Source organism: Enterobacter sp. MGH 38, from assembly GCF_000492855.1.
Taxonomy (GTDB): Bacteria; Pseudomonadota; Gammaproteobacteria; order Enterobacterales; family Enterobacteriaceae; genus Enterobacter; species Enterobacter hormaechei_C.
The window spans coordinates 1310026-1323544 of sequence record NZ_KI535607.1; the positions used below are offsets into that span (position 1 = coordinate 1310026).

The window sequence follows — 13519 nt, forward strand, 5'->3', positions numbered from 1 at the left end:
ATGCCCGGTGGCGCTTAGCTTACCGGGCCTACATGAGATCGTAGGCCGGGTAAGGCGAAGCCGCCACCCGGCTATTTACTGTGCCGGAGCCACCGTCGACACCACACCACCCGTCATCGTCTGTTGCACCTGCTGTTTATCCATATTCACCGCGCTCAGCTTCCCGTTCACCGTCGGCTTCAGCGGCGCATTCGCCTGCACGCTGCCGCTGGCGGTGAGCTGAATATTGCCGTCGCCCGTAATCGGCAGCGCTGGCCAGCCCCACTGCTGCAAGACGTTGAGTGGTACACCGCGCCCGTTCAGGCTCACGGTGGTCTGCCGCTGCGGCAGCTGTGAAACCGTGGCGGTCGCCTCCAGGATCCCTTTCTCGGTAAAGGCGCTCAGATCGGTAATATTTACCGTTGCGGCGTTGGCATTCAGCGCCAGCGACGGGCGACGCACGTCGACGCGGTTAAAGGTCGCTGCCGCCCCGTTGAGGGTTGCGTTACCGCCCCACACGCCCCACTTGTGATCCTGCGCCAGCCGCAAATTAGCGCCATAACCGTCGAGGGAGGTGATCTGCCACGGGAACGCCGGATCGATGTCGATCACCAGGTTGCGGCTCAGGCCGAATTTTTTCAGCGTCACGCTGTTCAGCCATGCCGGGAGCGGGTCCATCCACAGCGTTTTCCAGTTTTCCGGAAGCGTATATTCCAGCCCGGCAATCGCAACGTCGTCCAGCACCAGCGCCTGACCCTCGCGCAGCCAGTTGCCGGAGGTGCGCACCATGCCCCCTTCCCAGCGGGAGGTGAACTGACGCAGCGCAATGCCCTGCGGGGAGAATTCCGCGTTCAGGATAGGGTCAAACAGATGCAGCGAGCCGTAGATAAATTCGCTGGCGTTCATGGATAACCGTCCCTCCTGGCTTTGCCAGTCACCTTTACTCAGGGTGAGGTTACGCAGGCTGAGATCGAGGTCGGTTACCGCCCAGTCTGGCCCCTGTAGACGGGCATCGGTCACTTCCAGCCGCCCAATCTGTAACGAAGGCAGGGTGGAGAGAGGGGCGAAGAAATCCAGCAGCGATTTGTCGCTTTGCAGGCGGATCTCATTCAGACGCAGGGTGTTGATAACCCAGCCACCGTCGGCATTACGCAGAGCCGAGCCCGTAAGCGAGCCGCGCGCCATATCGGCACCGATGGTATTCAGCGCCACCTCTTTGCCGTTGAGTTGTCCCTGAATCAGCACGTTGTTGGCCGGTATGCCGTTGAGGGTGAGCGACCCGGCGCTCATCTGGATTTGCGCATTTTTCCCCAGTACGTTCCCCGCCTCGGGCTGCCACGGGCTGACGCCGCCGGTCACCTTTTGCGCACTGAGATCCCACTCCGTATTCGGGCTGTTAAAGGCCATGTTATTCAGTTGCAGACGGTCGGCCTGGAACGGCAGCGGCGCCGTCTGCGGCGATAAATTCAGCGTGCCATCGAACAGGGTGATGGCATCCATATGTAGCGGGTCGGTGATCTGGCGGCTGCTTAAGCCAATATCCACTTTTTTAGCGACCAGCGTGGCCGGTTTGCCATCTCGTCCGAAGGTAACGTTTTCCAGAAGGATGTGAGAAGGGGATGAAAAGCGGTGATCCATCAGGTCAAAGTTGAGCTCGTAATCGGTATTCACCGTGATCCAGCTGCTGACCTGCGATGCGCCCCAGCGGGTCTGGAGCAGAAAATAAAAGGCTAGCACTACAATGAGCAGGGCTACCAGAAGATAGATAAGCAGCTTTCCAATAAATTTCATGGTCTTCCTTCCCGCGAAACGCACATAAGGGTGTTATGCACGAATTATGCGCAATGCTCAAGGCGGGAATGGTGTAAAGAGATGTCACGGCAGGCATTAACAGCCTGCCGTGTGGGGATCAGTTCTTTTCAGGCGGGAAAATGAGATTCAGCACGATAGCGGTAATACCGCCCGCGGCGATGCCGGAAGAGAGCAGGTTTTTCACCCAGTCCGGGGCAAACTGCAAAATCATCGGCTGCTGGGAGACGCCAAGCCCTACGGCGAGAGACAGCGCAATAATCATGATTGCGCGGCGGTTCAGCGGCTCGCGGGAGACGATACGCACGCCGGAGGCCGCGATAGTACCGAACATGACCAGCGTCGCGCCGCCCAGCACCGGCTCGGGAATGTGCTGTACAAATCCGCTTACCGCCGGGAACAGGCCGAGGACCACGAGCATCAGCGCCACCACGAAGCCCACGTAGCGGCTGGCCACGCCGGTCAGCTGGATCACGCCGTTGTTCTGGCCGAAGCAGGAGTTCGGGAAGGTGTTGAACACCGCCGAGACAAACGAGTTCAGTCCGTTCGCCAGCACGCCGCCTTTAAGACGTTTCATGTACAGCGGGCCGGAGACCGGCTGCTCGGACACGTCGGAGGTGGCGGTGATATCGCCAATGGTTTCCAGCGAGGTAATCATAAAGACCAGCATCAGCGGCAGGAGCAGACTCCAGTCAATGCCCAGGCCATAGTAGAGCGGCGTTGGCACGGTAATCAACGCGCTGTTGGGTGGGGTGGTGTTTTCCGGGAGCATACCCAGCGCCCACGCCAGCAGGTAACCGGCCGCCATGGCGATCACCAGCGATGCCACGCGCAGGTACGGGTTACGCTGGCGGTTAAGCAGAATAATGATCGCCAGCACCACGCCTGCCAGCAGCAGGTTTTTCGGCGCGCCGAAGGTATGGTCGCTCATTGCCGCGTAGCCGCCCCCGATGGAGGTCAGACCCACCTGAATCAGCGACAGGCCGATAATCATCACCACCACGCCGGAGACCAGCGGGGTGATCACCCGGCGCGCCAGGTGCAGAACGCGGGAGATGAACATCTCTGTGCAGCTTGCCAGCATCAGGGTGCCGAAAAGCGCCGCCATCATCGTCGGGACATCTGCGCCGCCGGTTTTCAGTGCCGTACCGCCCATGATCAGCGGCGCCACAAAGTTAAAGCTGGTGCCCTGAATCGACAGCAAACCTGAACCCACCGGACCCCAGGCTTTAATTTGAATGATGGAGGCCACGCCGGAAGCGAACAGAGACATACTGATGATGTGTTGCGTATCCTGCGCCGGTAACCCTAGCGCCTGGCAAATCAGCAGAGCCGGCGTGATGACCGCAACGAACATCGCCAGCAGGTGCTGGCAGGCGGCGAACAGGGTTTGAGGCAGCGGGGGACGATCTTCAAGGCGGTAAATCAGTTCGCTGTTTTGCTTCTGCGCAATCGGTTGCGCATCAGCAGACTCCAGAGTGTTAACAGACATCGGCGGCAATCCCACGGTGGAAAAGCGGGCATTTTAGCTGACCACCTGGTAAAAGCAAACGATTGCCAGCAAAAAAAAGAGAGAAAATCTGCCGGTGTGAGCAGCTTTTCTATAACGAACAGCAAAAAAAAATTACACTTTTCGCGCCGGCGGCTCATGACGAGCATCACCCGGCCCAGGATAACGCCGCGTGTGTATGGAATACGCGCATAACAGGAGCCTTTTATGATTCATCTCGATACGTTGTCGACCCTTGTTGCCGCAACGCTGGTTCTTCTGCTTGGTCGCAAGCTGGTACACAGTGTTTCCTTTCTGAAAAAGTACACCATTCCTGAACCCGTCGCCGGTGGTTTGCTGGTGGCGCTGGCCCTGCTGGTACTGAAAAAAAGCATGGGCTGGGAAATCGATTTTGATATGTCCCTGAAAGATCCGTTGATGCTGGCCTTCTTTGCCACTATCGGCCTGAACGCTAACCTCGCAAGCCTGCGTTCGGGTGGCAAGGTGCTGGGCGTGTTTCTGATTGTTGTGGTGGGCCTGCTTCTGATGCAAAACGCCATCGGCATCGGTATGGCATCATTGCTGGGGCTGGATCCGCTGATGGGTCTGCTGGCGGGGTCGATTACCCTGTCAGGTGGCCACGGAACGGGCGCGGCGTGGAGCAAGCTGTTCATCGAACGCTATGGCTTTGAAAACGCAACGGAAGTAGCGATGGCCTGCGCGACCTTTGGCCTGGTGCTTGGCGGGCTGATTGGCGGCCCGGTGGCGCGCTATCTGGTGAAACACTCCACCACGCCGGAAGGCAGGCCAGACGATGAAATGGTGCCGACCGCATTTGAAAAACCGGACGTTGGCCGTAGTATCACCTCGCTGGTGATGATTGAAACCATCGCCATGATTGCTATCTGCCTCACCGTGGGCAAAATCGTTGCGCAATGGCTGGCGGGAACGGCTTTCGAACTGCCAACCTTTGTCTGCGTGCTGTTTATCGGGGTGATCCTGAGCAACGGTCTGGCGCAGATGGGCTTCTACCGCGTCTTTGAGCGCGCAGTGTCCGTGCTGGGGAACGTCAGCCTGTCGCTGTTCCTGGCGATGGCGCTGATGAGCCTCAAGCTGTGGGAACTGGCCTCGCTGGCGCTGCCGATGGTGGCGATCCTGGCGGTACAGGCCGTGTTTATGGCGCTGTATGCCATCTTTGTTACCTGGCGCATGATGGGCAAAAACTATGATGCGGCGGTACTGGCAGCGGGTCACTGTGGGTTTGGACTGGGGGCAACGCCAACGGCCATCGCAAACATGCAGGCGATCACTGAACGGTTCGGTCCGTCGCACATGGCGTTTCTGGTGGTGCCGATGGTGGGGGCATTCTTCATTGATATCGTCAACGCGCTGGTCATTAAGCTCTACCTGATGCTGCCGATGTTTGGCTGATCGTCAGGCGTTGGAATACCGCTCGGTTTCCGGCATCCAGCGTTCAATTAACGCTGCCGCCTGTTCGGGGTAGCGTTCATGAATATGACGCGCAAGGCGTTGTACTTCGGGGATCATGGCCTGATCGCGCAACAAATCCGCCACTTTAAATTCGGCGTTACCCGTCTGACGCGTGCCCAGCAGTTCACCCGGGCCGCGGATCTCCAGATCTTTTTGCGCAATGACGAAGCCGTCATTGCTGTCGCGTAATACCTGCAAACGCATCTGCGCGGTTTTCGACAGCGGGGCTTTGTAGAGCAGCACGCAGTGAGAGGCGATCGCGCCACGGCCCACGCGGCCTCGTAGCTGGTGGAGCTGCGCCAGGCCCAGGCGCTCCGGGTTCTCAATAATCATCAGGCTGGAGTTCGGCACGTCCACGCCCACTTCGATAACCGTGGTCGCAACGAGTAAATGCAGTTCACCCTGTTTGAACGACTGCATCACCGCCTGCTTTTCGGCAGGCTTCATGCGCCCGTGAACCAGACCGACGTTCAGCTCCGGCAGGGCGAGCTTTAACTCTTCCCATGTGGCTTCGGCAGCCTGCGCTTCCAGCAGCTCAGACTCTTCAATCAGGGTACAGACCCAGTAAGCCTGACGTCCTTCGTGGGTGCAGGCGTTGCGCACGCGGTCAATGATGTCGCTGCGGCGCGTGTCCGGAATGGCGACCGTTGTCACCGGCGTACGACCCGGGGGGAGTTCGTCGATGGTGGAGGTATCCAGATCGGCATAGGCCGTCATCGCCAGGGTGCGCGGAATCGGCGTGGCGGTCATGATCAGCTGATGCGGGTGGAAGCCCTGTTGCAGACCTTTCTCCCACAGCGCCAGACGCTGATGAACACCAAAGCGGTGCTGTTCGTCGATAATCACCAGCGCCAGGCCGTTAAACTGCACCTGTTCCTGGAAAATGGCGTGCGTGCCGACAATCATCTGCACCTGCCCGCTGGCTATCGCCTCCTGCTGCGCAAGGCGCGCTTTGCCCTTCTGCTTCCCGGCCAGCCAGCCCACTTCAATTCCCAGCGGGGCAAACCAGTTACGGAAATTGTTGGCGTGCTGCTCGGCCAGCAGTTCCGTCGGTGCCATCAGCGCCACCTGCTTGCCGTGGGCGATAGCGCGCAAAGCGGCCAGCGCGGCGACCAGCGTTTTACCGGAACCCACATCGCCCTGCACCAGGCGCATCATCGGCACATCCAGCGCCATATCGCGTTCGATCTCGGCAGTAACGCGCTCCTGGGCGCCGGTGGGTTTAAATGGCAGTGAGGCCAGCAGCTTATCTTTGAGCTCATCACGCTGGCTTAATGGCTGCGCGTGGAAACGCTGCGCACCTGCGCGCAGGGCCAGCATGCTCAGGTTGTGAGCCAGTAATTCCTCAAGGATAAGACGCCGTTGGGCGGGGTGTTTACCGCTCTCTAAATCAACAAGCTGAAGCGTTGGCGGTGGGCGGTGCAGGGTGCGCAACGCCTCTGGCAGGCTCATCATGCCCTGCGCCAGCTCCGGCGGCAGCAGCTCGTTAATGGCGCAGGTATCGAGCAGCTCCAGCGCCTGGTCGGTGAGCTTGCGCAGCGTGGCCTGCTTAATGCCTTCAGTGGTTGGATAGACCGGCGTGAGCGTCTCCTGTAGCTCAGGTGAGCTGAGATCGCCCTGTACGCGGTATTCCGGGTGGATCATCTCCGCGCCGTATTTGCCCCGTTTGGCTTCACCGTACGCAAGTACGCGTCGTCCAGTGGCAAGGCTGTTTTTCATTGCCGCATTGAAGTTGAAAAAGCGCATGGTAAGAATACCGGTGCCGTCGCTGATCTGGCAGGTCATCATCCTGCGTCCGCCAAAGGTGATGTTGCAGTTCAGCACTTCCCCTTCAACGGTGGCGTAAATAGCGGGCAGCAGATCGCCAATTTTATAAAGCTGAGTACGGTCTTCGTAACGCAGGGGGAGGTGGAGCAGGAGATCCTGCACGGTGTGCAGGCCAATCTTCGCCAGTTTACTGCTTTGTGCCGCGCCCACGCCCGTCAGGCTGTTGAGCGGTATAGCGTCCAGCAGGCGGCCTTTCATGATTTATCCCGCGTACTGCATGGTGGACCACCACTCGGCATCGGCTTCAATTTCGCCCTGCGCGTTGACGTGGGGGTAAGGCAATTTCTTCTGCTTCGCAACGCGAGCCAGCACCGGATAGCCACCTTCAAACAGCAGGCGCTGCTGCTCCTCTTCCGGCAGCATGCTGTTGCTGCGCTCGTACATTCCGGCATTCTGACGCTGGCGCTGCGCTTCATACAGGATCAGCGCTGAGGCGACCGACACGTTGAGTGACTGGACCATGCCAATCATCGGAATGATGATGTCCCGATCGGCCAAATCCAGTGCTTCCTGCGTGATCCCCGTTTTCTCCTGGCCCATTAAAATACAGGTCGGACGGGTGTAGTCGATCTCACGGAAATCCACGGCTTTAGCAGAGAGGTTGGTTGCCAGAACCTGCATGCCACGCCCTTTCAGGTGCGAGACCGCTTCACCAATAGTCTGGTGAGTTTTCACGGATACCCAGCTGTTGCTGCCTGCGGCGGTGGAGGCCATGGTACGCATACGTGCGCCTGGCCAGACGGCGTGGACTTCATGCACGCCGACGGCATCTGCGGTGCGGACGATAGCAGAGACGTTATGAGGTTTATGGACCTGCTCCATGCAGACCGTCAGATCAGGCTGACGCCTGGCGAGCATTTCGCAGATTCGCTCGTAACGTTTTGAATTCATAATGCTAGTTTCGGTTACGGGTGACTTTAATGACATCCGGCATCACGCGGATCTTGCGCATAATATTTGCCAGATGCACGCGGTCACGGGCGGTCAGGCGAATAAAGGCGCTGTAAACGCGGCCATCTTTTTCTTCCGTATTCAGGCTTTGAATGTTGGACGAGGCCGTGTTAATCGCTGCCGTCAGGTTCGCCAGTGCACCCTGGTGGTTGAACATATCCACCTTGATTTCAGTGATAAATTCCTGCGCCGTCTCTTTATCCCACTCGACCGCCATGAACTTCTCAGGCTCTTTCTGATAGCCACGGATGTTACGGCAGGATTCGTGGTGGATCACCAGCCCTTTACCCGGGCTGACGTGCGCAATAATCGGGTCGCCTGGGATAGGACGGCAGCATTTGGCGAAGGTGATGAGCACACCGTCAGCGCCTTTGATCGGCAGGTGACCATGATTTTGCGTGGTGGCAGGAACGGCTGTCGTTTCACCTTGTTGCAGGTTCTTCGCCACGACCACGCTCATGGCGTTGCCGAGACCAATCTCTGCCAGCAGGTCATCCAGCGAGGCGAGCTTCATACGCTCCAGCTCATGCTGAATGTTTTCTGGCGGGATCTCTGCCAGTTTGCGGCTGCCACCCAGCGCGTGATTGAGCAGACGACGCCCCAGGCTAACGGAGTCGTCGCGCTTAAGGTTTTTCAGCAGCTGGCGGATTTTTGCGCGCGCTTTTGAGCTCACGACAAAGTTCAGCCAGGCGGCGTTAGGACGTGCCCCCGGCGCGGTAATGATCTCCACCGTCTGTCCGCTGAAGAGCGGCTGCGACAGCGGATAAGGCTGCCTGTCGACGCGGGCACCTACGCAGGCATGGCCGATATCGGTATGCACAGCGTAAGCGAAGTCGACCGGTGTCGCGCCCGCAGGCAGTTCGACAATGCGCCCTTCCGGCGTGAAAACGTAAATCTCATCCGGGAAGAGATCGGATTTAACGCTCTCGATAAATTCAAACGAGCTACCTGCGCTCTGTTGCAGCTCCAGCAGGCTCTGCATCCAGCGCTGGGCGCGGATTTGCGCGGTGGTGCTGCTTTCACCACCGTGCTCTTTATAGGCCCAGTGTGCCGCGACACCCATTTCCGCCATCTGATCCATGTCTTCGGTACGAATTTGCACCTCAACCGGAACGCCGTGCGGGCCAATCATGGAGGTGTGCAAAGACTGGTATCCGTTCGCTTTTGGAATGGCGATGTAATCTTTGACGCGCCCCGGGCGTGGCTTGTACAGGCTATGCATCTGCCCCAGCACGCGGTAGCAGGTGTCCGAGTCGTGGACGATCACGCGGAATGCGTAGATATCCATGATCGAGTGAAAACGCTGCTCTTTGAGCACCATTTTGCAGTAGATAGAGTACAAATGCTTTTCGCGACCGCTCACGCGGCACGGAATGCCCGCTTCCTGCAAACGCCCTTCGATTTCAGAGAGGATCTTTTGAATCATCTCTTTACGGTTACCGCGAGCGGCTTTCACCACCTCTTTAATCACGCGATAGCGGTTCGGGTACAACGCCTCAAAACCCAGCTCTTCCAGCTCGGTTTTAATGTGATGAATACCTAAACGGTGCGCCAGCGGACTGTAGATTTCGAGGGTTTCACGGGCGATGCGGCGACGTTTATCCGGGCGAAGTGAGCCCAGCGTGCGCATATTGTGGGTGCGGTCAGCGAGTTTGATTAGAATGACGCGGATATCCTGCACCATCGCCATGATCATCTTGCGGAAGTTTTCGGCCTGCGCCTCTTTCTTATCGCGGAATTTCAGCTTATCAAGCTTAGAGACCCCTTCCACCAGCTCGGCAACGCTTTTGCCAAACAGCTGTTCCATGTCCTGGTAGGTGGCAGGGGTATCTTCAATCACGTCATGCAGCAGGGCGGCCATCAGCGTTTCGTAGTCGAGTTTCATCTCGGCCAGAATACAGGCCACCGCTACCGGGTGCGTGATATAGGGTTCACCGCTTGAACGTGTCTGGCCCTCGTGAGCGTCACGTGCAACGAGATACGCCTGCTGAAGACGCTTAATCTGGTCTTCAGGCAGGTAGGTTTGAATCAGTTGATTCAGGCTTTCAAACAGATACAAGGGCGACCCGCAGGTTTAATTAACGACGACCTTCAGCAATAGCGGTAACAGCTTGTAATTCAGCGGCTTCCTGCTCTTGCTGCTCCTGGCGCTCACGCACGTCGAGGATCTGGTTGTTGATCAGACCTTCTTCGATTTCGCGAAGTGCAATAACGGTGGTTTTATCGTTTTCTTCCGGTACCAGCGGATCTTTACCGCCTACCTGCATCTGACGAGCGCGACGCGCGGCGACCAGCACCAGGTCAAAACGGTTACCAATTTTCTCTACAGCGTCCTGAACAGTTACGCGTGCCATACTTAAAATGCTCCACAGGTGAAGAAATGACTGGGCATGATACTGAAAGTGGGTTCAGTCTGCCAACAGTTTGGTGATTAATGCGTCATGTCGCTGCTTCTGGCGGCTCATACGCAGGCGTTCTGCGCGAAGGATAGTTTTGAGATCGCTCAGCGCGGCATCAAAATCATCATTCACAATAAGGTAATCATATTCCGCGTAATGGCTCATTTCTGCAACAGCCTGCGCCATACGCTTCGCGATAACTTCTTCGCTGTCCTGGCCGCGACCACGCAGGCGGCGATCCAGTTCATCTTTCGATGGCGGTAAAATAAAGATACTGCGCGAATCAGGCATTTTCTTACGAATTTGCTGCGCGCCCTGCCAGTCGATATCCAGGAACACGTTCACGCCGGTCGCCAGAACCTGCTCAATGGTTTCACGCGAAGTACCGTAGTAGTTACCGAATACTTCTGCGTGTTCAAGAAACGCGTCTCTGCCAATCATCGCTCTGAATTCGTCGTGATTTACAAAGAAATAGTGTTCACCGTGCACTTCACCCGGACGCGGTGCTCGCGTGGTGTGAGAAACAGAAACCTGCGTATCGTACAACGGTTGGGTTTTTAACAGTGCCTGAATAAGGCTGGATTTACCCGCGCCACTAGGGGCAGAAACAATATAAAGCGTGCCTTGAGCCATGAGAGTCTTTTGTATGTGTTAACGAAGAAGTCCTACATACGGGCTTATTATACACGTCGCCGCTGTGTGACGTAGTCTTTGTCACACTTTTTCCCCCGGATGATTAAATTTTGCGTGCCGTTTTCAGCTTTTACCTTCCTTTTGCTGCAACAAAAACAATGCGCTGAAGCGCGCTCGTAAAATGCATTTTTGCAGCTGGTCTGCGGCTCCCGGGCAGGGTATACCCTTCGCAAAACAGGGAGGGGTAATAATGGTGAAATGGATAAGCATACTGATGATCTTCTTAAGCAGCGGGGCGATGGCTATCTGCCCGGTCTGGTCACCGGCTAAAGCCGGGCAGGAGATCGCGGCCCTGAAGGCGCAGCTGACCCGCTGGAATGAAGATTACTGGAAGCAGGGCAGCAGCGAGGTGAGCGACGACGTTTACGACAGGCTTAACGCCCGCTTAAAGCAGTGGCAGCGCTGTTTTCACGATGAGCCGCTGCACGACGATCCTCCTGCCGCCAGCGGGACGGTGAAGCATCCCTTCGCCCATACCGGCGTGCATAAGGTAGAAAGCAAGCAGGCGCTTAGCCGCTGGATGGCGACGCAGCAGGATCTCTGGGTACAGCCAAAGGTGGATGGTGTTGCGGTCACCCTGGTCTACAAAAACGGCAAGCTGGCGCAGGCGATCAGCCGGGGCGACGGCTTACAGGGGGAAGAGTGGACGGCACAGGCGCGAATGATCCCCGCTATTCCGCAAACACTGGCCGGGCCGCTTGCCAACAGCGTGTTGCAGGGGGAACTTTTTCTGCTGCGCGAGGGGCATATCCAGCAGCGGATGGGGGGGATGAACGCGCGTGCGAAGGTAGCGGGGGCGATGATGCGCGCGACCGATCGCGCAGCGCTGAAGCAGACAGGCATTTTTATCTGGGCCTGGCCGAACGGCCCAAAAGTGATGAAAGCACGCCTTTCCGCGCTGGCGGAGGCTGGTTTTACCCTGACGGCGCGCTATACCCTGCCGGTTAAAAACGCGGCTGACGTGGAAGCGCAGCGGACGGCCTGGTTTAAGGCTTCGTTGCCCTTCGCCACGGATGGCATCGTGGTCCGCGCCTCGGCAGAGCCGCCGGGCGAGGAGTGGCTGCCGGGGGAAGGAGGTTGGGTCGTCGCATGGAAATACCTTCCTGTGGCCCAGGTGACGGAAGTCAAAGCGATTCACTTTACCGTTGGCCGTACCGGGCGGATCACCGCGATTGCGCAGCTTGAGCCGCTGATGCTCGACGATAAACACGTACAGCGCGTCAGCTTAGGGTCAGTTAACCGCTGGCAGAGGCTGGATACTGCCCCCGGCGATCAGGTGCTGGTAAGCCTGGCGGGACAAGGTATTCCCCGGCTGGATAACGTGGTGTGGCGCAATGTGGATCGCCGTAAACCACAGTCGCCCTCATCGCGCTATAACGGCTTAACCTGTTTCTATGCCTCCCCGGAGTGCATGGAGCAATTTTTTGCCCGGCTGACGTGGCTAAGTTCCAGGCAGGCGTTAGATATTGAAGGTATGGGCGAATCAGGATGGCGGACCCTCTATCAGGCGCATCGGTTTGAGCACCCCTTCTCCTGGCTACAGCTCACGCAGGCGCAGCTCACCGCGACGCCGGGGATATCGGCATCGCATGGCGCTGCGCTGTGGCATCAGTTTAACCTGGCGCGGGAGCGTCCTTTTATCCGCTGGATCACCGCGATGGGAATACCGCTGGCCCGGTCGACGCTCAAGGCGGCAGGGGATCGCACCTGGCAGGCGCTGATTCAGCGAAGCGAAGCGGAGTGGCGGATGCTACCGGGTGTCGGGCAGGAGAAAGCCCGCCAGATCGTAAACTGGCTGCATCAGCCTCAGATTGATGCCCTGGCAAAGTGGCTGGCCGCAGAGCACATCGGTGGATTTTAATCTGCGTGCGCTCCTGAACAGACTGGCGAGGGAGGAAAACATTTTCGCTGCCGTGAAATAGCGTATTTATGAGACGCGGTTTATATACGCAATAATTATGAATATAAATGAATTATTCATGATAAATATATTTTGAGGAAATATTATTCCCGATCCTGATTTCAGGGTTTGCTCTGCTTGTGTTTTTATTTTTCTCGAGAGGTTGGTTTAATTGATCTCAATCATTATTAATCGAGAACACTAGTCGGTAATGAAGGCGTTATAGGTGATGTAGTCTGTGTGCTTGACGTGGTTTTTCTTTTAATATCAGTTGGTTAAATTTTTAATTAATAATATTTTGAGTTTTTTCTGGTTAACAATTGGTCATATTTATTCTGCCGGAAATCATTGCGTCAAATTATTATAAGAATTATCTTATCCAAAATTTTTAAGGTAGTTACCGCTGGGGTGCATTTTGCATCACTTCTGCGTTTTCCTTTCTTTTTGCACCCCGTGAGGGAGTTAACTATCTGAACTCCAATTGAAGCAATTAAGGGTACCGAAATATATCCTGGCGGTTTATATGCGCTGGTGTTCAGAGCCCAGGGCTTTTACATGGATGATTTTCCGTCCCAGTCGGGCCGGAATTCAGCCCCGGGCTTTATGCCCGTTAACCGGGACCTGGTTTCCAGGTGCTCATATTTTCCTTCATTTGAATGAGGACCAAAAATGAAAAGGACGCTTTGTACAGTGCTGACGGCACTCACGCTGGCGACTGCCTTGCCTGCTATAGGCGCTACCACCGAAGCAGGTAGCACCAGCGCAGCAACAACCGGAACAACAACCGGAGCAACGGTGGGAACTACCGCTGGCACTACGGGGGGACTGGCGGCAGGGGCGATTGGGACAACCGCTGTTGTCACCACCGCTGCGATTGCCGGCGTAGCGACGTTAGCCGTTGTCGCGGCAAGCGACAGTGGCGATGACTCAAGCAATGGTACTTCCACGACGACAGTTACCCGCTAAGGCTGGTGCGCAAGG

General features: G+C 56.9%; 10 protein-coding genes. 3 read left to right on the forward strand and 7 right to left on the reverse strand.

The genetic code is table 11. The features are described from left to right. Positions 1-75: 75 nt before the first annotated feature. Together L384_RS14725 and xanP are read right to left on the reverse strand one after the other, a co-directional pair. Positions 76-1770: an AsmA family protein gene (locus L384_RS14725; protein ID WP_023323962.1), complete on the reverse strand. Its 1695-nt coding sequence runs from the start codon at positions 1768-1770 to the stop codon at positions 76-78. 118 nt (positions 1771-1888) lie between these two features. Next, on the reverse strand, positions 1889-3280 hold the full coding sequence (gene xanP, locus L384_RS14720) for a xanthine/proton symporter XanP (protein ID WP_023323963.1): 1392 nt from the start codon (positions 3278-3280) through the stop codon (positions 1889-1891). 225 nt (positions 3281-3505) lie between these two features. Between xanP and gltS the strand changes: the two genes are divergently transcribed. Then, on the forward strand, positions 3506-4708 hold the full coding sequence (gene gltS / locus L384_RS14715) for a sodium/glutamate symporter (RefSeq protein WP_006812438.1): 1203 nt from the start codon (positions 3506-3508) through the stop codon (positions 4706-4708). 3 nt (positions 4709-4711) lie between these two features. Here gltS and recG read toward each other — a convergent pair whose 3' ends face one another. The 5 genes from recG to gmk are packed head-to-tail and all read right to left on the reverse strand — an operon-like array spanning position 4712 to position 10578. Further along, positions 4712-6793 (reverse strand): ATP-dependent DNA helicase RecG, encoded by a 2082-nt coding sequence (gene recG / locus L384_RS14710; RefSeq protein ID WP_023323964.1) that lies wholly within the window; start codon positions 6791-6793, stop codon positions 4712-4714. Between the two features lie 3 nt (positions 6794-6796). Further along, positions 6797-7486: a tRNA (guanosine(18)-2'-O)-methyltransferase TrmH gene (trmH, locus tag L384_RS14705; RefSeq protein ID WP_003860922.1), complete on the reverse strand. Its 690-nt coding sequence runs from the start codon at positions 7484-7486 to the stop codon at positions 6797-6799. Between the two features lie 4 nt (positions 7487-7490). Continuing rightward, complete coding sequence (gene spoT, locus L384_RS14700; protein ID WP_003860921.1) at positions 7491-9605, reverse strand: bifunctional GTP diphosphokinase/guanosine-3',5'-bis pyrophosphate 3'-pyrophosphohydrolase; 2115 nt, start codon at positions 9603-9605, stop codon at positions 7491-7493. A 19-nt stretch (positions 9606-9624) separates the two neighbouring features. Beyond that, positions 9625-9900, reverse strand: coding sequence for a DNA-directed RNA polymerase subunit omega (gene rpoZ / locus L384_RS14695; RefSeq protein WP_000135058.1), 276 nt, complete (start codon positions 9898-9900; stop codon positions 9625-9627). Between the two features lie 54 nt (positions 9901-9954). Beyond that, positions 9955-10578, reverse strand: a complete 624-nt coding sequence (gene gmk / locus L384_RS14690; protein ID WP_006177710.1) for a guanylate kinase — start codon at positions 10576-10578, stop codon at positions 9955-9957. Between the two features lie 250 nt (positions 10579-10828). On the opposite strand from gmk, the gene ligB reads away from it, so the two are divergent. Both ligB and L384_RS21815 read left to right on the forward strand, forming a co-directional pair. Then, complete coding sequence (ligB, locus tag L384_RS14685; protein ID WP_023323965.1) at positions 10829-12499, forward strand: NAD-dependent DNA ligase LigB; 1671 nt, start codon at positions 10829-10831, stop codon at positions 12497-12499. A gap of 708 nt (positions 12500-13207) precedes the next feature. Further along, on the forward strand, positions 13208-13504 hold the full coding sequence (locus L384_RS21815) for a hypothetical protein (protein WP_022650140.1): 297 nt from the start codon (positions 13208-13210) through the stop codon (positions 13502-13504). Positions 13505-13519 lie beyond the last annotated feature (15 nt).